The sequence below is a fragment of the Actinokineospora lacus genome (assembly GCF_053813445.1).
Genome location: NZ_JBQERA010000020.1, coordinates 27,462 through 47,430 on the forward strand (window position 1 = coordinate 27,462; position 19,969 = coordinate 47,430).

The window sequence follows — 19,969 nt, forward strand, 5'->3', positions numbered from 1 at the left end:
ATCCGAGCGGTTCGCGCGCGGTCTGGCAAGGTGGCTGCCTGATCCCGGGCGCCCATGTCCGCGCCGTCCTCCGGGCAACCAGCAGCGCAGTGCGGGCCAGCGCACCGTCGGGCATTCTGCCGAAGCCGAGGCACACCGGCGGGGTCGCCCACAGCCAGGAAGTCGGCCAAGGCGGCGGCGAGTAGTAGCCGAGTCCGGGATGGCTGACCAGTAGCCGGTGACGTGGTTGCCGTACGGCCAGTCCGAGGGCACCGGGACGACCGCCGGGCTATAGCCATGAACGCGCCGCTCGGCGGCACCTGCGGCAGGCCCGCTTCGGCGCAGAGTCTGGCAAGCAGTGGCTGGAACACCCGCCGGGTCACCTGCCACGCCACCCGGTTCAGCCGCTCCTCGCCGCCATGGCGACGCCCATGCCGATCTCTCCAGTTCAGGAGGTCAGATCTGCTCAGCTAGGTCAACATGCTGTCATACGCCCATCCTCGACCTTGCCGATCACCACCCGCCGCTGGTCCGGCTGTTCAGCCGCCTGCAACGCTGATAACCACGGAGACGCGCCAGGCCTGAAGGCCGGACGAGCGGCAGCCTCCGGCAAGATGTTATCCGTACAACTGACTTACGTAAGGATCGTTGTGAGCACACTCGGTAGCTTCATCTGGTCGATAGCCGACCAACTTCGGGGCCCTTACCGCCCCAACCAGTACGGAAACGTAATCCTGCCGCTCACGATCCTGCGCCGCCTTGACTGCATCCTCGAACCTGACCGGGAGACCGTGCGCGAGCTGGCGGCCAGGTACCCCAACCCCAACCGGCTCAAGGTCGAGGTCACGAAGGTCACTGGCCGACCGTTCTACAACACCTCGCGTTACTCCTTCGCTAATCTCCTGGCCGACGCCGACGGTCTTGCGGACAACCTCGCCGACTACATCGACCGGTTTTCCGCAGACGTCGACGTGTTCGACTACTTCGACTTCAAGAAAGAAATTCTTGCGCTGGAGAAGGCAGGACTCTTGCGCGAGGTCGTCAAAGCCTTCAGAGCCATCGAACTCCATCCCGACGTGGTGTCCAATTCGGACATGGGGGACGCGTTCGAGTACATCATCCGCAAGTTCAACGAGGCCGCCAATGAGACCTCCGGCGACCACTACACCCCGCGCGACGCGATCCGACTGCTGGTCGACCTGCTCTTCGCCGAGAAGGACGCCGACCTGACCGAGGCAGGCATCATCCGGTCGCTCTACGACCCCACCGCAGGCACCGGCGGCATGCTGTCACTTGCCGAGGAGCACCTGCTCGCGCAGAACCCGGACGCCCGGCTCGGCCTGTACGGCCAAGAGTACAACCCACAGTCCTACGCCATTTGCAAGTCCGACCTACTCGCCAAGGGCCACGACGCGACCAACATTGCCTTCGGCAACACGCTGACCGACGACGCGTTCAAGGGTCGCCAGTTCGACTTCTGCATGTCCAACCCGCCCTACGGCGTGGACTGGAAACAGTACGCAAAGGCCATCAAGAACGAGCACGACTCCGCGGGCCCCTACGGCCGCTTCGCGCCCGGCCTCCCGGCCACCTCCGATGGGCAGATGCTGTTCCTGCTGCACCTGGTCCACAAGATGCGCGCACCGGAGGACGGCGGCGGTCGGGTCGGGATCGTCATGAACGGCTCTCCGCTGTTCAACGGCGGCGCGGAATCCGGCCCGTCGAATATCCGCAAGTGGCTGCTGGAGAACGACCTCGTCGAGGCGATCGTCGCGCTGCCAACCAACATGTTCTTCAACACCGGCATCGCTACCTACATCTGGATTCTCGACAACACTAAGCATCCCGACCGCAAGGGTACGGTCCAGCTTATCGACGGCTCCTCGTTTTGGACCAAAATACGCAAGAACCTCGGCGCCAAGAACCGCGAAATCGGCAACACCGATCGAGCCAAGGTCGTCAAGCTGTACACCGACTTCGTCGACGCCGACCCTGACACCTCTAGGGTTCTGCGGAACGACGAGTTCGGCTACTGGAGCATCACCGTCGAACGGCCCCTGTTGGACGAGGACGGCAAGCCCGTCGTCGACCGCGAAGGCAAACCGAAACCGGACGCCAAGAAGCGCGAAACCGAGAACGTGCCCTTCACCTACGGCGATTCAACCGCCAGTCCTGTCAGTAAACTGGATGTCATCCAAGCCTACTTCGACGCTGAAGTGAAGCCGCACTTCCTCGATGCTTGGATCGACTGGACCAAGGTCAAGACTGGCTACGAGATTCCCTTCTCTCGTCATTTTTACAAGTATCTTCCGCCCCGTCCTCTCGCTGAAATCGACGCCGACCTGGAGAAGCAGGTCGCCAAGATCCTCGACCTTCTGCGTGAGGTAGAGCAGTGAGCAATCCTCTCTGGACGACATTGCCCGATGGGTGGATCGCCGGTCGGATTAAGAATGTATCGGCAGTCACGCTCGGCAAGATGCTGCAGAGCAAGGACTCCGGTGGCGATGTACGTGCCCTGTACATGCGCGCCGCCAACGTACAGCCTGATGGCTTGCTTGTCCTCGATGACGTGAACGAGATGTGGTTCGGAGAAGCCGAACTGGAGCAGTTGAAACTCCAGGCGGGGGACGTAGTCGTCGTCGAAGGTGGACAGGGCGGGTTCGGTCGTGCCGCCTATATCGGCGAGGACCTTCCAGGCTGGGGGTTTCAGAACTCCATTAATCGACTTCGTCCCTTTGAGCAATTCGACGGCCGTTTCATTGCGTTCTACCTGATTGCGCTGCGGGCAAGCGGTTATATCCGGGCCTACTGCAACGTGGTCTCGATGCCTCACCTAACTGCCGAGAAGCTCGCACGTATCCCGATCCCGCTGCCGCCGCCGGACCGGCAGAGGGCCATTGCCGACTACCTCGACCGCGAGACTGGCCGCATCGACACCCTCATCGAGGAGCAGCGGCACCTCATCGACCTCCTTCGCGAGCGGCGGCGTTCGCTTGTCGACGGGGTCTTTGTCAATCAGGTGCCCAACGTTCGACTTCGGAACGCGTGTATCGATATCGTCGATTGTCCGCACACAACTCCCGAAGTGGCGGACGACAGCGAGTATGAGGCAGTCCGAACCGCCTCGGTCAGGAATGGAAAGTTTCGACCGGGGAATGGATTTCCTGTCAGTGTCGACACATGGAAGTCTCGGAATGTCGGAGGGGCGCCGTCGGTAGGTGACCTCCTATTTACGCGCGAGGCGCCAGCTGGCGAAGCGTGTATGGTTCCGAACGATCTGATTTGTCTAGGCCAGCGGATGGTGCTATTGCGGATCGATCACTCGGTATGCATCGGAGAGTTTCTGCTCTGGCAGATCTACTCAGATCGTGTTCAAGATCACTTTGTGCTTTCGGCAAATGGGTCGACAGTGGCAAACGTCCGGCTGCCGATTTTGCGCATGACGCCGATCTGGCTGCCGAACCTCGCGGAGCAGCGCCGCATCGCTGAGCACATCAACGATCAGACAGTCAAAATCGACATACTCATCGCTGAGGTGGAGCGGTTCATTGCGCTTTCAAAAGAACGCCGGGCGGCGCTGATCACTGCTGCGGTGACGGGGCAGATCAATGTTCGAGAGGCGTGATGGCTGACCATAATGAGGTGGTCTTTGAGGCCGAAATCTGTGAGCACCTCCACGCCCACGGCTGGCTGCACTCGGCCAAAGACACCGGCTACGACCGCGAGCGCGCCCTGTTCCCCGATGACCTGTTCGCCTGGCTGAAGGCGACCCAGGAGTCGGCGTATGAGAAAGCTTTGAAAGCCGCAGGCTCGCAGGCGAAATTTCTCGACGTACTGGTCGCGGCCCTCGACAAGCCCCTCGAACACGGCGGTGGCACGCTTAGTATCCTGCGGAACGGCGTGCAATACATCGGCGGCGGCCGGCTGAAGCTGGCCCAGTTCCGCCCCGAGACGACGCTGAACGAAACCACCAACGCCGAGTACGCCGCGATGCGGGTGCGCGTGATGCAGCAGGTGCACTTCTCTACCGCAGACCAGCGCAATATCGACCTGGTCTTCTTTGTCAACGGCCTCCCGGTGTCCACGGTCGAACTGAAGACCGACTTCACCCAGTCCCTAGACGAAGCGATCATTCAATACAAGAAGAAGCGCAACCCGCTGACGAACGGCCGCCCCGAGCCGCTGCTGTCCTTCGGTCATCGGGCGCTGGTTCACTTCGCCGTCTCGAACGACCTCGCCGCGATGACCACCAGACTGGAGGGGGAGAAGACCCACTTCCTGCCGTTCAACATCGGCTGCGACGGTGGCGGGAACCCTCCTGGCGGGGACGGGAAGTCTTCAACGGCATACCTGTGGGAGCGCGTCTGGGAAAAGCACGCCTGGTTGAACATCATCGGCCGCCTGATGATCGTGCAGACCAAGGAGGAGTGGGACGTCTCCACCGGCACCTCGGTGCGCCGCACAAGCATGCTCTTTCCGCGTTTGCACCAGTGGGAAGCGGTGACGAAGATCGTGGCCGCGGTGGCCGAGGAAGGTGTGGGTCATCGCTATCTGATCGAGCACTCAGCCGGGTCCGGGAAGACGAACACCATCGCCTGGACAGCCCATCGCCTTGCGCGGCTGCACGTCGAGGACAAGAAGGTTTTCGACTCGGTCATCGTGGTAGTCGACCGCACCGTCCTCGACGGGCAACTGCAGGACGCGATCCGGCAGATCGACGGCACCGGCAAGATCGTGGCCACGATCAGCCCCGAAGACGTCCGTAAGGCGGGTGCGAAGTCGAAGTCCGGGCTGCTGGCACGGGCGTTGAAGAACGGCGAGCTGATCATCGCGGTGACGGTGCAGACGTTCCCGTACGCGCTTGAAGAGATTCGGGCTGACGCCGGGCTGAAGGGCAAGCGGTTCGCCGTCATCGCTGACGAGGCGCACTCCTCCCAGTCCGGCCAGATCTCCAACAAGCTCAAGCAGGTGTTGACCGCCGATGAGCTCGAGGAGATCGAAGATGGCGGCGCAGTCGACGTCGAGTCGGTCTTGGCCGCGGAGATGACCGAGCGCGCCGAGTCGCCGAACATCTCCTACCTCGCGTTCACCGCGACCCCGAAGAACAAGACGTTGGAACTCTTCGGTCGCAAAGGTTCTGACGGCAAGCCAGTCGAGTTCCACCTCTACTCGATGAAGCAGGCGATCGAAGAGGACTACATTCTCGACGTGTTGAAGGGCTATCAGTCCTACGACACCGCGTTGAAGATCGCCAGCAAAGCAACCGGTGACGGCAACGACGGCGACGAGGTCGAAGAAGCCGCTGCCCGCAAGGGTTTGATGCGCTGGGTCCAGTTACACCCGACGAACATCGGCCAGAAGGTCCAGATCATCGTCGAGCACTTCCACACCAACGTCGCGCACCTTTTGGACGGCAAGGCCAAGGCGATGGTCGTGACCGGCTCGCGCAAGGCCGCAGTGAAGTACAAGAAGGCGATCGACGCCTACATCGCCAAGCGTGCAGCCCAGGACGCCACCTACGACTATCGGACATTGGTCGCTTTCTCCGGAGCCGTGTCGATGGCCAAGGACGAGGAGTGGGTCACGGACTGGGGACCGGCGCCGACCACGGACGACGAATTCACCGAGCCGAACATGAACCCCGGAGCAGGCGCCGATCTGGCCGCCGCGTTCAAAGGTGAGACCTACAAGATCATGCTGGTTGCCAACAAATTTCAGACAGGGTTCGATCAGCCGCTGCTCTCCGCGATGTATGTCGACAAGAAGCTGTCCGGGGTCACCGCGGTGCAGACGCTTTCCCGGCTCAACCGCACCCACCGCACCATGAGCGGGGAGCAGAAGCGCAAGACATTCGTCCTCGACTTCGTGAACAAACCCGAGGACATTAGGGCGTCCTTCGAACCATACTTCAAGAATGCCACCTTGGAGACTGAGACCGACCCATACGTCGTCATCCACCTTGCCAACAAGCTCGCACAGGCCGGGATCTACACCGAAGAAGATGTCCGCAAGGTGGCCGAGCTGTGGGTCACCCGTAAGGGCAACAACGCGCTCTCAGCGGCGATCAGCCCAGCGCAGCACGACTTCCGGCGCCGCTACGCCAGGGCGATCGAGGAAGGCGACAAGGTCACACTCACCGCCCTCGACATGTTTCGCAAGGACGTCTCCACCTACGTGCGGCTTTACGACTTCATGAGCCAGATCGTCGACTACGGCGATCCATACCTGGAGATGCTCTCGATCTTCCTGCGCCTGCTGGAGAAGGTCATCGCCGAGTCCGCTTGGGCTGCGGAGGTCGACCTCTCCGACGTGGTTCTGGTTGGGGTGAAGCACAACAAGGCGAGCACGGTCGACATCTCACTGATCGGCGACGGCCAACTGAAAGGTATCAACGCAGCGGGGACCGGAACGAAGAAGGAGTCGAAGTACGTCGCGCTGCAGGTGGTCATCGACAAGATGAACGACCTTTTCGGGGCCGAGTCGTTCACCGAGTCCCAGGTCCGAGAGTTCGTTCATGGACTGGTCCAGCGGTTGCTCGCGTACCCCGATCTGGTCAGGCAGACCAAAGTGAACTCGAAGAAGCAGTTCATGGAGTCGCAGGACTTTCATACAGCTGTCACCGAGGCGGTTGTCGACAATCAAGACGCCCACAACACAATGGCTGATTACTTCTTCAGCGACGGGCCTGCGATCAATGGTGTCATGGCGGCAATCGCTGACGCCTTTTACGAGGTGGCAATCGACCAACCGGCGAGTTTCTGACGCGGAAGTCCGAGCGGAGAGGCCAGGCGTGCGACGTCCGTGCTCCACTTCCCCGTCAGCGAACAGGCAGGCGAGGAACAGCCTGACTGGAATGAGTGGCGACAGCATGATCGAGGTCGCTGGGGAGTGCCCTCCCTGCCGCCGCAGTCGGACTCGGCCGCTCTGCCACTTCACGCGTTCCACTGGTATCGCCACCGTCGGCCCGACGATCTGGAGGCCAGCTTCGCCGAGTGGAAGCCCTTGCCCGGCTACGGCGGATGTCGGCTCGCGGACTACCCCGAACCAGCCAACTCGCTGCTGGGCTTGTGCCACCGACACGCCTGCGGCCCCGTGCTCAGGGCCGCCAATGCGGACTGAGCTGGCCACACAGTGAACCGGTGCCACGCGCGGGGCAGGTCGACCTGCAGGCACCAGCGCATGGGAACTCAAGAACTTCGTTTCACCGCGGAAGATGCCCTGACGACCCGGTCGCGCACGGCTCGCAGTAGCTCACGGGCATCGTGCAGGACGCTGGCCGGGCCGTGCAGCGCCTGGTTGAACTGCACGATCTCGTCGCTGGACGACGTGGTGAACAGCAGCATCTCGGTCAGCTCGAGGCGCCGGTTCACCGACCCGACGGAGTCGCGCCAGCGGTGCAGCAGCACGACGAGGTCGCCGTCGCCGCGCCCGTCGAGCGCGCCGGTGCTGAACGCGGCGTCGACCGTGGAGCGGATCAGCCGGGGGGTAGAGCCGCCGGTGCGCGCCCGCGGTGGTGGCGAACGCGTCGTCGTCGAGCACGGCGGCGTTGCGCTCCAGCTCCTCGCGGATCGACTCCAGGGCCTGGTTGCGGCGTTCGCGCTGGGCGGCCCAACGCTCGACGAAGATCCCGGTGATGCCCGCCAGCACCGCCAGCGAATTCACCGCGGGCTCCAGCCGATCGCCCGTCGGCGACGTGGTGAACCACAGCACGCCCATGACCAGGGCGACGGCGAGCGCGAGGAAGGTCAGCCAGGTGATCGCCAATCGGGTCATTCGCGGCCCCACAGCGCCTCGGCGCGGTTGACGGGCGTGTGCTGGTCGGACACGCCGTCGCCCGGTCGGGCGAGCACCAGTTCCATGCCGAACGGCGACGCCGAGCGCTTGCCGGGGAAGTCCGAGCTGGTGTGCGGTTCGAGCTGGCGCCAGCGCGCGCCGAAGGTGGCCAGGCTCTGCTTCATGACCATGTAGAACGGGTTGCTGCGCGCGCCCAGGCGATGGCCGGGCCGGTTCCCCAGTAGGAGTAGCCGGAGGTGATCTGTTTGCCGTCGCCGCTGGTCGACGGCGCTCTGCGCAGGTCGGCGGTCAGCGCCGCCGGCTTGCTGGACTGGTCCTCACCGACCAGCGCTGGCGACCACGCGAAGTCGGACTCGTCTATCGCACGGGCGAGGTAGGTTTGGCCTGTGTCGCTTACGGAATCCCGGCCGTGGCCCGTGTTGCCAGAGCAGGCCCGCGCGGTGCTGATGGAGGTGCTCATCCATGGGGGGATGCCGCGTGCGGCGATCGCGCCCCGGCTGAACCTCTCGCGGCCGACGTTGAGTCGGGTCACCAGGACGTTAGCCGACCACGGGCTGTTGGTCGATGGTGGGCGGGAGCGGTTGGTGGGGGTGGGGCGGCCGTTGGAGATCCTGGAGGTTCGGGCCGCCGCGCACCACTTCCTCGGGGTGAAGTTGACCGGTGATCGGCTGTACGCCGCGCTCACGGACCTGACCTCGTCGGTGGTCGCCACGGAGAGCGAGGCGTTGACCTCTGTCGAGCCTGGCGCGGTGGTCCGGCAGATCGCGCGGGTGGTGCGCCGGTTTCCGGGGTTCACCGGGCTCGGTGTGACGGTGGGCGGCGTCGTCCGGGACGGTGTCGTGAGCGGCGCGGGCTTTCTCGACTGGGACGGCGAAGTCCGGTTGGCCGAGGCGTTGCAGGAGGCGACCGGGGTGCCCACGGCGGTGGACAACGACGTGCAGGCGTTGACGGCGGCGGTGCACTGGTTCGGCGCGGGGGTCGGGGTGTCCTCAATGGTGCTGATCACGGTGGGCGCCGGTGTCGGGACCGGTCTCGTGGTCGACGGGCGCGTGGTGCGCGGAGCGCGGGGCTTGCCGCCGCGGTTCGCGCACCTGCTCGTGGACCCGGTGGGCGGCCCGGAGTGCGGTTACGGGCACCGCGGGTGCGTGTCGAGTTTCCTGATGACGCACGTGATCCTGCGCCGCCTGGGTGGACGGGTGAGCTACGAGGAGGCCGTCGCGCTGGCGCGGGCCGGGGACCCGGAGGCGGTCCGGGTGTTCACCGAATCCGGGTACGCGCTCGGCGCGCTGATCGGCCACGCTGCGAACTTCCTCGACCCGGAGCGGGTCCTGCTCACGGGGGAGGGGCTGCCGCTGTACGAGGTGGCGACCGAGGCGGTCGAGCGCGGGATGGCCGACGTGTTCGAGGGTGATGCCGCGGCGATCCACCTGGTGGTGCAGCCGTTCGACTTCGGCGAGTGGGCGAGGTCGGCCGCCATTCTGGCGATCCGCGCGGTGATCACCGGCACCAGCCCGTGATGGGACTGAGCACCTTGGGGTGGCACGGTTTGCGCGACCGTGCCACCCCAGGCTCTGCTAGCGGAAGTTGGGCAGCTCGTCCCTGGTGATGACGTAGCTGTGGCCGTAGACCTTGCGCAAGTGCGCGGTGGAGTTGCTGACGGTCAGGTGGGTGCCGTGCCAGGTGCCGAACAGCACCCAGCGAGCGCCTGTCGACTGCATGCGGTCCGGGTCCGGGATGGGACCGTTCTCGTGCAGGGCGATGGGCAGCGTGCTGCCGACGATGTTGCGGACGGCGTCGTACATGGGCTTGAGCGGGTCGTAGTTGCCGTTCCCGGCGTAGGTGTCGGCCCCGCCGATGTCGACGTACTGCTTGCCGGGGTAGAAGGAGCTCTGCGGCTGGCCGTTGTAGCCGTGCAGCCAGATGAGGTTGTCCAGGCCCTTGGTCCGGGTGAGGTAGTCGAAGGTGAAGCGCCAGAGCCGGTTGTACTGGCTGCCGCCTTCCTTGCTCCACCAGAACCAGGTGCCGCCCGCCTCGTGGAACGGGCGCACGATCGCGACCGCGCCCGCGTTCTCCATCTGCTGCAGGGAACTCGCGAGTCCGTCGAGGCGCTGCAGGAACGAGGTGTGCTCGCGCGTGCCGGAGGTGAGCACGGCGTTGATGGACACGGTCTGCCGGGAGCCGTCATAGCCGTCGGGGAATGTCGGCGCGCCCATGTGGTAGCCGACCATGGGGATGCCGCCGGAGTTCCACCAGGTGATGGCGCGGGAGGCGAAGTCGGCGGAGTCGCCCTTGTCCAGGCCGCGGATGGCGGGGTACTTGCCGGTGTTGTTGTAGATGTAGCTCATCTCGTACTCGGGTCCGCCGATCCAGGTGGACTCCTGCTGTCCGGACAGGATCGCCCGGCCGTACTGGCCCTGGATGTAGCAGAGCACCCGGCGGGCCTGGGCTGTCGCGTTGGGGTTGACCGGGGCGACCCCGCAGCCGCCGGGTGGCGGCGTGGTCGTGGTGGTGGGTGGCTGGGAGCTGCGAGACCAGCGCTGGTTGGCTCCGCCGTTGCAGTTCCACAGGGTCACAGCGGCGCCGTTGGCCGTGCTCTGGTTGGCCACGTCGAGGCAGAGGCCCGACTGCACCGCGGTGACGCTGCCGTCGCTGTTGTGCCGGAAGCTCTGGTTGGCCCCGCCGGTGCAGTTCCAGATCGTCAGGCGGGTTCCCGGCGCGGTGGCTCCACCAGGGACGTCCAGGCATCGGGTGCCGCTATAGACGCGGACCTCTCCGGTGGACATGAAGTCCCACGCCTGGCTCGCCTGGCCTTGGCAGTCCCAGATCTGCACGGCGGTACCCGGTGTCTGGTTGTTGCCCACGACGTCCAGGCACTTGCCGGACTGCGCGCCGACCAGCGGCGCCGGGGCCGCGCTCGCGGTGCCCGAGCCCGCCGCGACGGCGAGTGCGAGCCCGGGAAGCGCGACGCACGCGGCAAGCAGCGCGCGGACCGCTTTTTTGCGGGCAGGGTGAACTAAGAGCATCTTTGCTCCTCGATGTGCGGTTGACGGTGTGCCGGAGGGGCGTGTGAAGCCTTCCCGGCGCTCCTGGCGCGGCCCCGCCTCGTGGCCGCGGTGGTGTGCCCGCTGGGGTGCGGGCTAGCGGGGCTCTGCGCAGCGAGCTGGGCATCATCGCCCCTTGTCCCCGCCGGAGTGGTCCCTGCTCCGTGCGGTAGTGAAGTGCGTTGGACAAGAATGTTAAGTACATGATGAAACTAAGTCAAGGGGTCGCGGCGGGGATCGCGCGGTGGGCGGTCAAATCCGTGCTGTGGCTGGGAAGCGTGGTTGACAGTGGGGCATCCCACACCTGCAGTCGGCCAGCAGGAAAGCGCTTACCCGAAAAGTTAGAGGTCGTTGACGCCGAGCGAAGCGTCCGACGTCGCGGTGCGCCTATCCCAGGCTCCTGGACGGTGAGCACGAGTCCAGGGCGAGATCGGGCCTCTTCCTCCCTGTTCGCGATCACCTGAGTCAACGCGAGGAAACATGGATGTCCTAGGAACAAGTCGAAGCGGGACCACGAAACTCCGCAAGTCACCGGTCATCGCGATAGCCGCCGCCGCGTTGGTGATCGCCGGAACGCTCCTCGGCGTGAAGGACGCCGCCGCGGCCACCCTGACGATCAAGGGGGTGCCGTCAGGGCGTTGCGTGGACGTGCCGGGCGGTTCCACGCAGAACGGCCTGCAGGTGTCCCTGTACGACTGCGACGGATCGTCGAAGCAGACCTTCGACCACACGTCGTCCAGGCAGCTGCGCGTACTCGGCTCGAAGTGCCTCGACGCCTTCGGCGCAGGCACCGCTCCGGGCACGAGGGTCGTCATCTGGGACTGCAACAACGGCGCGAACCAGCAGTGGAACGTCAACGCCAACGGCACGATCACCGGCGCGCAGTCTGGCCTCTGCCTGGACGCGAGCGGGGCGGGCACCGGCAACGGCACCCTGATCGTCCTGTGGACGTGTAGCGGAGCGGCCCACCAGCAGTGGACCTCGACCGGCGCCCCGCCCGTGACCACCACCCCGCCGACCACGACCAACCCGCCGTCCTCCACTCCCGTCGCGCGCCACGGCCAGCTCAGGGTCTGCGGGGCGGGCATGTGCGACCGCAACGGCGCGCGGGTCCAGCTTCGGGGGATCAGCAGCTTCTGGCTGAACTGGGAGAACCCCGCCTACGCGGAGAACCTCTCGGCGCTGCGCTGGATGCGGGACAACTGGAACCTGCCGGTCATCCGCGCCGCGATGGGGGTCGAGCCGTCCGGCGCCTACTTGAGCAACCCGACCAAGGCCCGCGGGCAGGTCGAGACGATCATCAACAACGCCGTCTCGGCGGGCGTCTACGTGATCGTGGACTACCACGCCCACGAAGCGAACCTGTCGCGCTCCCAGGCCGTCGCCTTCTTCTCCGACCTCGCACGCCGCTACGGCCACCTGCCCAACGTCATCTGGGAACCGTGGAACGAGCCGCTGCAGGTGAGCTGGGCCTCGGTGATCAAGCCGTACCACCAGGCAGTCGTCTCGGCCATTCGCTCGTCGGACCCCGACAACATCATCGTCCTGGGAACGCCGACCTGGTCGCAGGGCGTCGACCAAGCGGCGGCCAGCCCGCTGTCCGGCACGAACCTGATGTACACGCTGCACTTCTACTCCTGTTCGCACGGCAAGTGGTTGCGGGACCGGGCCGACGCCGCGATTCGCTCGGGCATCGCGCTCTTCGTCACCGAGTGGGGAGCCAGCCACGCCGACGGCGGCACGGACGGCCGCACCTGCATACCCGAGGCCCAGGCGTGGGTGGACTGGATGCGGGCCAACAACATCTCCTGGACCGCGTGGAAGCTCCACACCGGCTCCGACTCCACGAACCTGCTCGCCCCGGGCGCACCGGTCTCCGGGGGCTGGACCAACTACCTGCACGGCCACGCGCCCTTCGTCGTGGCGAACATGCGATAGCCGAAGTCGTCAGCCAGACCTTTGTAGATCATCAAGAAAGTTGACCTGTCGTCCGACTCCGTCGCACGCGGCGGAGTCGGCGACAACACGCGCATCCTGGAGGTTCACGTGGAGTTCGGCCGTCGAGACTTCTTGGAGTTGAGCGCGACCGGGGTGGGAATCGCGGGCTTGTCCGCCCTCGGTCTGAACACACTGGGCGCGACCACCTCCGCCGCGGCTCCGGCAGGACCCGCCACCGAAACCCTGCTGTTGACCGGATCTGACGCGGACAACACCGTTCCGTGGGACTTCCAGGTCACGGAGGGCCGCAACGCGGGGGTGTGGCGCACGATCCCGACTCCGTCCAACTGGGAGTGTCAGGGTTTCGGTACCTACCAGTGGGGCTGGAACCTGCGGCCCAACGAGAGGGGCCTGTACCGGCGCCGGTTCACCCCGTCCTCGTCGTGGTCCGGCAGGCGGATCTTCGTGGTCTTCGAAGGGTCGATGACCGACACCCAGGTGCGGATCAACGGGACTCTCGCGGGCCCGACCCACCAGGGCGGCTTCTACCGCTTCCGCTACGACGTCACGTCGTTGCTGCGGTTGGGGCAGGAGAACCTGCTGGAGGTGACGGTCAGCCGGGACTCGGCGAACAACTCGGTCAACGACGCCGAACGGCGCGGCGACTACTGGAACTTCAGCGGCATCTACCGGCCGGTCTCGCTGCAGGCGTTCCCGGCCTCGCGGATCGACCGGGTGGCGATCGACGCGAAGCACACCGGCGCCTTCCGGATGGACGTCCACCTGGCGGGCGTGACCGGGCCCGGTCGGGTGGTCGGGCAGCTCAGGCGGCTCGACGGCACCGCGGTCGGGGGGACGTTCTCGGTCGCGGTCAACTCGGGCGCGACGATGGCGACCCTGACGACGTCGGTGTCGGCGCCGCAGACCTGGACCGCGGAGACCCCGAACCTGCACCTGGTCGACGTGCAGCTGACCGACAGCGGCGGCACACCGCTGCACGGCCTCACCGAGCGCTTCGGGTTCCGCACGATCGAGGTCCGCGCCGGTGACGGCGTGTACGTCAACGGGTCGAAGGTCATCCTGAAGGGCACGAACCGGCACACGTTCTGGCCGACGCTGGGCCGCGCTTCGAGCCCCCGCATGGCGCGGATGGACGTCCTGTTGATGAAGGAGATGAACAACAACGCCGTGCGGATGTCGCACTACCCGCCGGACACCTTCTTCCTCGACCTGTGCGACGAGCTGGGCCTGTACGTGATCGACGAGCTGGCAGGCTGGCAAAAACGCTACGACGAGAACGTGGGCGCGCCGCTGGTCGCGTCGCTGGTGACCCGTGACGTCAACCACCCGTCGGTCGTGATGTGGGCGAACGGCAACGAGGGTGGCTGGAACACCGCTCTGGACGACGATTACGCCCGCTATGACCCGCAGCGACGCCCGGTGATCCACCCGTGGGCGACGTTCAGCGGCCTCAACACCGACCACTACGAGACCTACGACAGCACCCGCAACATCCTCAACGGCTCGGCGATCCACATGCCGACCGAGTTCCTGCACGGCCTCTACGACGGTGGCGGCGGCGCGGGCCTCAACGACTACTGGGCCCTGTTGGGCGCGGGCGCGCGCCGGGCAGGCGGGTTCATCTGGGCGTTCGTGGACGAGGGGCTTCGCCGCGACGACCGGGGCGGTGCCATCGACACCACCGGCAACTCCGGCCCGGACGGCATCCTCGGGCCCTTCCGCGAGAAGGAGGTCAGCTTCCACACCATCCGCGACATCTGGTCACCGGTCCAGCTCACCAACCCGGGCTACTACGCCACCACGTTCCCGACGGGCTTCGACGGCCGGGTCAACGTGGTCAACCGCTACGACCACACCAACCTGGCGGGCTGCCGGTTCTCCTGGCAGCTGCTCAGGCAGGCGGCGCCGGGCACGTCGGGCACCGCGCCGACCGTCCTCGCGCAGGGCAGCGTGGCCGGGCCGAACGCCGCGCCGGGCGCGAGCGGCGCGGTCCCGCTGGCGCTGCCCACCACGTGGACCGACGCCGACACCTTGCGGATCGACGTGCTCGACCCGACCGGCCGGACGCTGTGCACGTGGAGCTGGCGGATCAAGAAGGCGGTCGATGTCGCTCGGCGCATCGTCGTCCCCGTGTCGGGCACCACGACCGTCACCGAGGACAGCACCGGCGTGACCATGAGCGCCAACGGCACGGCGGTCACGATCGCCAAGTCCACCGGCAGGCTCACCCGCGTCACCCGCAACGGGACCTTCGTCTCGCTTACCAACGGCCCGGCGATGGCGGTCGGCTCGGCGTCGCTGAGCGGCTTCACCCACTTCCGCGACGGCACCGGCCACGTCGTGCAGGCCACCTACTCAGGAGACCTCAACCAGGTCCGCTGGCGCCTGGACTCCAACGGCTGGCTGCGCCTGGAGTACCGCTACACCCGCACCGGCGGCCACGACTTCCTCGGCGTGAACCTGGACTACCCGGAGAACCGCGTCCTCGGCATGACCTGGCTGGGCGACGGCCCCTACCGGGTGTGGAAGAACCGGATGCGCGGCGTGCACCACGGTGTGTGGACCAAGGACTACAACCGCACCGCCACCGGCGCCACCGTGTGGCAGTACCCCGAGTTCAAGGGCTACCACGCCAACACCTACTGGGCCGCGCTGCGCACCACCGAGGGCACCATCACCCTCGTCGCCGAACAGGACAACCTCTTCCTGCGCCTGTTCACCCCCGAGGTCGGCCCCAGCCCGATGACCGCCACCGCCCCGTTCCCCGGCGGCGGCATCTCCCTGCTGGACGCCATCCCCGCCATCGGCAACAAGTTCCACGCCGCGAGCACCCTCGGCCCGGAAAGCCAGCAGGCCATGGCCGCCGGCCAGTACAACCGCACCGTGCACTTCCGGTTCACCGCCTGACCAAAGCCGTCGAAGACCACCACGCACGCGGACCACGTTCCACCGCACGGTGCTCACCGGCCATCCGTTGAGGGGAAGAGTGTCATGAGCGATGACGAGGACCCCAGTCTTCGCTGTTTCCTCGTGGCCGTGTGCGGGGCGCCCACTGCCGGTCCGGCGCAGACTTAGGACTCCGTGCCGGACAAGTCCACCGAGCTGAACGTGCTGGACGTCGCCGGGAACCTTCAGCTGACGCAGGGCATGATCACGGCCGCGGCAGATATGCCGCGACCTCAGCGATCGCGTCAAGCGACTCGTGGTCGAACTGTCCGCCCAAGGCGTTCTCGGCTTCGGCGACCGTGACGGCCGTACGGTTCAGGACGCTGCCGTAGCGGAGTCCGGTGAAGGTGATTTCGCCGAGGTTGAGCAGCGGCCCGCCGAGCGGTGTGATGTCGCCGCTGCCCTGTACGTCCATCAGGTTCCGAAATTGCCGCGCGCTGCCCCGGTCGGCCAAGCCGACCCAGGCGACGGAGACCACCGCGGTGTTCCCCGCGTCGTCGCCGACGGTGAACAACACGCGCTCCAGGTAGGTGCACCGGTGCCTTGTAAGGAAGTCCCGCACTTGCCCGAAGGAGGTGGCCACGCAGGAGGCTTGCTGCTTGGCTGTCCGCTTGACCTCGCGCAGCCCCATCCGCTGCCAAGCGCGCTTGGCGCTGTGCGGTGCCGCCTTCTGCCCAGCGATCTTGCGTGCCCTCAGCTGGCCGGGCGCCCCGCCCAACCGCACCGATCCGACCACCCCGTGTGCGGCCACCTGTCCTCCGACGGCACCGCCGCCCACGCCCAGCGAGCCGAACCCGCCTCCCGAGGCGAACACCCCCAGCGCCAGCACGCCGCCGATCACGGCGCTCTTGCCGCTCTTGCCCCTGATCGGTCTGACCCGCCCCTGCTTGTCCGTGAAGAAGTCCGGCACCGCCCCTCCCAGGTTCTCGCCCACCGTGACCGGGCGTGAGCGAAAGGTATCAATCGGGAGCGTCAACCGCGGCGCGCTCGGGACGGATTGTCGCTCGCACGTGCCCGTTGCCAATGGCTGACCAGGAGGTTCACCCCTGAACCGGGCCTGAGGTTGGAAACGGCAGATCTGGTCGACGGCGCCGCCGTCCTCAACGCCACGACCCGCGACAGCTAGCGTGTGCACGTGTCTGAAAGAGAACAGGGCGGGCGCGTGGTGGGCGGCCGGTTCGAGCTGCTGGATCGACTGGGCAGCGGTGGGATGGGGACGGTGTGGCGCGCCCGTGACGTGGGTCTGCGGCGCGAGGTCGCCATCAAGGAGGTGCGTCCGGCCGACACCGCGCTGTTTGAGCACGACCCCGTGCTGGCCGCGCAACAGCGGGAGCGCGTGCTGCGCGAGTCCCGCGCGCTTGCCCGGCTGCAGCACCCGAACGTCGTGTCGATCTACCAGATCATCGAGTCGGACGACTCGCCGTACCCGTGGATCGTCATGGAGCTGGTCGATGGGACGTCGCTGGACTCGCGGCTCCGCAACGGCGCGCTCGCTCCGGCGGAGGCCGCTCGGCTCGGGCGTGACATCCTCCGAGCACTCCGCGCCGCGCACACCGCGGGCGTGCTGCACCGCGACGTCAAGCCGGGCAACGTCCTGCTGCGGCCGGACGGCAGCGCCGTGCTCACCGACTTCGGCATCGCCGCCCTGCACGACTCCGGCCAGCTCACCGCGACCGGCGAGGTGATCGGGTCCCCCGAGTACATCGCCCCCGAGCGGCTGCTCGGCGATGAGACCAAGACCGCGTCAGACCTCTGGTCCCTCGCGATGCTGCTGTACGTGGCCGTCGAAGGCCATCACCCGCTGCGGCGCGGGAGCACGATGGCCACCCTCGCCGCGGTGCTGACCGAGCAGGTACCCCCGCCGCGGCGGGCGGGTGCGCTCGGCCCCGTCCTCAGCGCGGTACTCGTTCCCGATCCGGCCCACCGGCCCACCGGCGAGGTCCTCGACCGGATGCTCGCGGCGGCCGAGCGCGGGACGGTCGCGCCACTCGGGCCGCCCACTCCGGCGGTGTCGGTTGTCCCGTTCGCCGCGCCTCGGTACGAGCAGCAGTACCAGCCCTACCAGCAGTCCGGTCCGCCGTCGCGTCCGATCCCGGCAGCTCCACGCAACCGCGCCGCCGCCGCCGTGTTCTCGGTGACCGCGGCGGCGCTGGTCCTCACGGTCGCGCTACTGCTCATCCGCGACCCGGGCTCAGGCGAGAACCCGTCGAGCGCCGGTACGGACACGTCGGTCACGCAAGCCACCACTCCACGGAAAACCGAAGTGCCCGTCAACCCGACCACGACCACGACCGTGTCGGAGGACTTGCTCACCCCGGACGGCGTGCGCGGGGTGGTCAGTGCGCTGACCGAGGTGATGGGCGGCACCAAGGTGTCCGAGCTGATCATCCATACCGGGCACGCATCGGCGACCGCACCGGCCGCGGCGGTCAAGAACGGATTCGACGACTTCGAGTACCGCGACGGCACCGCCGCCAGGACGGGCCCGGACACGGTGGACGCCGACCGCGCCGTGCTCGACCTCAACGAGGTGAACTGGAACGCGCTGCCCGGGTTGTGGAAGCGGGCGGACAAAGAACTGGGCATCGCCAAGCCCACCATGCGCTACATCGTCATTGACACCGACATCATCGACGGCACCCCCGAGCTGAAGCTCTACCTCAGCGACGACTACGGCGGCGCCTACCTCCTCGCCGACCTCGACGGCGACGTGATCAAGCTCTTCGCCCGCGACAGCTGACCATGCCCGGCCCGTTGCCGGAACCGGCCACGCGCGGTCGACACCATCCCGGAATGAGAGCGGCAACTCCTTCCACTGCGCCGCTGGTCAACCCCTAGACGATCGCGGTGAGGAATTCAGCAAGTCTCGGCAGTCCATCGCACACGCGGGCGGTGATCTGACGGGGGCGCGTCCTCGCGCGCCGCGCCCCGGACGCGGCGACCCGGTCAGGCCGCCGCGCCCGGATCGGTCAGGTTGGGATCATTCCCGAGTGCAGCAGCAGGTTCGCCGTGTTCGCGGGTACGTTGGCCACGATCCCCGGTGTCGCGTTGGCCGTCAGCGCGGCGGCTGTGGCGAGGGCGCTGTCGTTGGGGAACCTGTGCCGCCACAGTGCCGCGACCCCGGTGGCGTGCGCGCTCGCCGTGACGCCGCTGATGGTCGAGTACGCCGAGTCGGAGGTTCCCCACGCGGAGTAGATGTTCACCCCGGGGGCGAACAGGTCGACGCACGGCCCGAAGTTCGTGAACGACGCCCGGGTGTCGGTCGCGTCCGACGCCGAGACCGTGGTGCCCGCCGTGGCGCTGCCGGGGGAGGACCCGCACGCGTCGCCGCCTGCGCTGCCCGAGGGCAGCGAGTAGTGCACGTTGGCGTTCGTGGACGCGGTGATCGCGTCGTTGAACGCCTGGTTGAACGAGCTGCCCACGCTCATCATCACCACCGAGCGCCGCCCACTGGCCTGGGTGTCCTGGGTGATCCAGTTGATCCCGGCCAGGATGGCCGAGTACGTGCCGCTGCCCTGGCAGTTGAGCACCCGCACCGACACCAGCGTCACGTCCTTGGCGACGCCCACGGTCTGCCCGCCGACGGTGCCCGCCATGTGCGTGCCGTGCCCGTTGCAGTCGGACCCGGGCGGGACGACCCCGCCGACCGCGTCGTAGCCGGCCACCGCGGACCCGGTGAACTCCCGGTGGGTGTACCGGATGCCGGTGCCGACGATGTAGGCGCGCACGTTCGACCCGGTGTTGGCGTAGTGGTACCGCGCGTCAATCGGGCGGTACCGCTGGTCGAGCCGGTCCAGGCCCCAGGACGGCGGGTTGATCTGCACGCCCAGCGCCTGCGCGCCCACCGTCGGCGGGGGCGCGGCGGGCCGGTCCGCGTCGGTGAGCCGGACCCGCAGGTCCTGCGCCACGTAGGCCACCCGCGGGTCCGCCGCGATCCGGCGGGCGTTCGTCGCGTCGGTCCGCACGGCGTACCCGGAGAGGGCGTGCTCGTAGCTGAAGGTGATCTTTGTGCCGTGCACGACCTCCGTCCGCGCCGCGCTCAGATCGGTGCCCTTCTTGAGCACCACGATGTAACTGCCCGAGACGGCGTCGGGATGCCCGCTGTGGAGCACCGCCCCCGTCGCCGCCTGTGCGGGCGCGGCCACGATCCCGGAAACCGCCAACGCCACTACCAGTCCGATCCTCAAACGCTCCTCCAACCGCAGGGTCGGCGCGCGAGCATCGCTCGGGCGCCGATGTCGGGGAACCTT

Annotated in this window: 13 protein-coding genes; 7 read left to right on the plus strand and 6 right to left on the minus strand. The window is 66.9% G+C overall.

Going from position 1 to position 19,969, the window contains the following annotated elements; genetic code table 11:
- Window positions 1–629 precede the first annotated feature (629 nt).
- Genes ACTG9Q_RS31825 through ACTG9Q_RS31835 form a run of 3 tightly spaced genes read left to right on the plus strand, consistent with a single transcriptional unit; the run spans window position 630 to window position 6,741 of the window.
- Window positions 630–2,375: a type I restriction-modification system subunit M gene (locus ACTG9Q_RS31825; RefSeq protein WP_455576659.1), complete on the plus strand. Its 1,746-nt coding sequence runs from the start codon at window positions 630–632 to the stop codon at window positions 2,373–2,375.
- On the plus strand, window positions 2,372–3,604 hold the full coding sequence (locus tag ACTG9Q_RS31830; RefSeq protein WP_455576660.1) for a restriction endonuclease subunit S: 1,233 nt from the start codon (window positions 2,372–2,374) through the stop codon (window positions 3,602–3,604). The genes ACTG9Q_RS31825 and ACTG9Q_RS31830 overlap by 4 nt, the downstream gene beginning before the upstream one ends.
- A 17-nt stretch (window positions 3,605–3,621) precedes the next feature.
- Window positions 3,622–6,741 carry a type I restriction endonuclease subunit R gene (locus ACTG9Q_RS31835; RefSeq protein ID WP_455576661.1) on the plus strand — a complete coding sequence of 1,040 codons (3,120 nt, stop codon included), beginning with the start codon at window positions 3,622–3,624 and terminating at the stop codon, window positions 6,739–6,741.
- A gap of 489 nt (window positions 6,742–7,230) precedes the next feature.
- Here ACTG9Q_RS31835 and ACTG9Q_RS31840 read toward each other — a convergent pair whose 3' ends face one another.
- From ACTG9Q_RS31840 to ACTG9Q_RS31850, 3 genes are read right to left on the minus strand one after another with little or no spacing between them, the layout of a single operon-like run.
- Window positions 7,231–7,752 (minus strand): hypothetical protein, encoded by a 522-nt coding sequence (locus ACTG9Q_RS31840; RefSeq protein ID WP_455576662.1) that lies wholly within the window; start codon window positions 7,750–7,752, stop codon window positions 7,231–7,233.
- Entirely contained in the window at window positions 7,749–7,943 is a 195-nt protein-coding gene (locus tag ACTG9Q_RS31845; protein WP_455576663.1) for a hypothetical protein, read from the minus strand. The genes ACTG9Q_RS31840 and ACTG9Q_RS31845 overlap by 4 nt, the downstream gene beginning before the upstream one ends.
- Window positions 7,934–8,233 carry a hypothetical protein gene (locus ACTG9Q_RS31850; RefSeq protein WP_455576664.1) on the minus strand — a complete coding sequence of 100 codons (300 nt, stop codon included), beginning with the start codon at window positions 8,231–8,233 and terminating at the stop codon, window positions 7,934–7,936. The genes ACTG9Q_RS31845 and ACTG9Q_RS31850 overlap by 10 nt, the downstream gene beginning before the upstream one ends.
- A gap of 10 nt (window positions 8,234–8,243) precedes the next feature.
- On the opposite strand from ACTG9Q_RS31850, the gene ACTG9Q_RS31855 reads away from it, so the two are divergent.
- Window positions 8,244–9,290: an ROK family protein gene (locus ACTG9Q_RS31855; RefSeq protein WP_455576665.1), complete on the plus strand. Its 1,047-nt coding sequence runs from the start codon at window positions 8,244–8,246 to the stop codon at window positions 9,288–9,290.
- Between the two features lie 57 nt (window positions 9,291–9,347).
- On the opposite strand, the gene ACTG9Q_RS31860 is transcribed toward ACTG9Q_RS31855, so the two are convergent.
- On the minus strand, window positions 9,348–10,796 hold the full coding sequence (locus ACTG9Q_RS31860; protein WP_455576666.1) for a glycosyl hydrolase: 1,449 nt from the start codon (window positions 10,794–10,796) through the stop codon (window positions 9,348–9,350).
- A gap of 603 nt (window positions 10,797–11,399) precedes the next feature.
- On the opposite strand from ACTG9Q_RS31860, the gene ACTG9Q_RS31865 reads away from it, so the two are divergent.
- On the plus strand, window positions 11,400–12,752 hold the full coding sequence (locus ACTG9Q_RS31865; RefSeq protein WP_455576667.1) for a cellulase family glycosylhydrolase: 1,353 nt from the start codon (window positions 11,400–11,402) through the stop codon (window positions 12,750–12,752).
- A 249-nt stretch (window positions 12,753–13,001) separates the two neighbouring features.
- Window positions 13,002–15,680: a glycoside hydrolase family 2 TIM barrel-domain containing protein gene (locus tag ACTG9Q_RS31870; RefSeq protein ID WP_455576668.1), complete on the plus strand. Its 2,679-nt coding sequence runs from the start codon at window positions 13,002–13,004 to the stop codon at window positions 15,678–15,680.
- Window positions 15,681–15,924: 244 nt separating this feature from the next.
- On the opposite strand, the gene ACTG9Q_RS31875 is transcribed toward ACTG9Q_RS31870, so the two are convergent.
- Window positions 15,925–16,653: a hypothetical protein gene (locus ACTG9Q_RS31875; RefSeq protein WP_455576669.1), complete on the minus strand. Its 729-nt coding sequence runs from the start codon at window positions 16,651–16,653 to the stop codon at window positions 15,925–15,927.
- Between the two features lie 201 nt (window positions 16,654–16,854).
- Between ACTG9Q_RS31875 and ACTG9Q_RS31880 the strand changes: the two genes are divergently transcribed.
- A complete protein-coding gene (locus ACTG9Q_RS31880) occupies window positions 16,855–18,459 on the plus strand; it encodes a serine/threonine-protein kinase (RefSeq protein ID WP_455576670.1) in 1,605 nt (534 codons plus the stop codon).
- Window positions 18,460–18,688: 229 nt separating this feature from the next.
- Here the strand turns inward: ACTG9Q_RS31880 and ACTG9Q_RS31885 are convergent, their stop codons facing one another.
- Entirely contained in the window at window positions 18,689–19,888 is a 1,200-nt protein-coding gene (locus ACTG9Q_RS31885) for a S8 family peptidase (protein WP_455576671.1), read from the minus strand.
- Window positions 19,889–19,969: the final 81 nt, after the last annotated feature.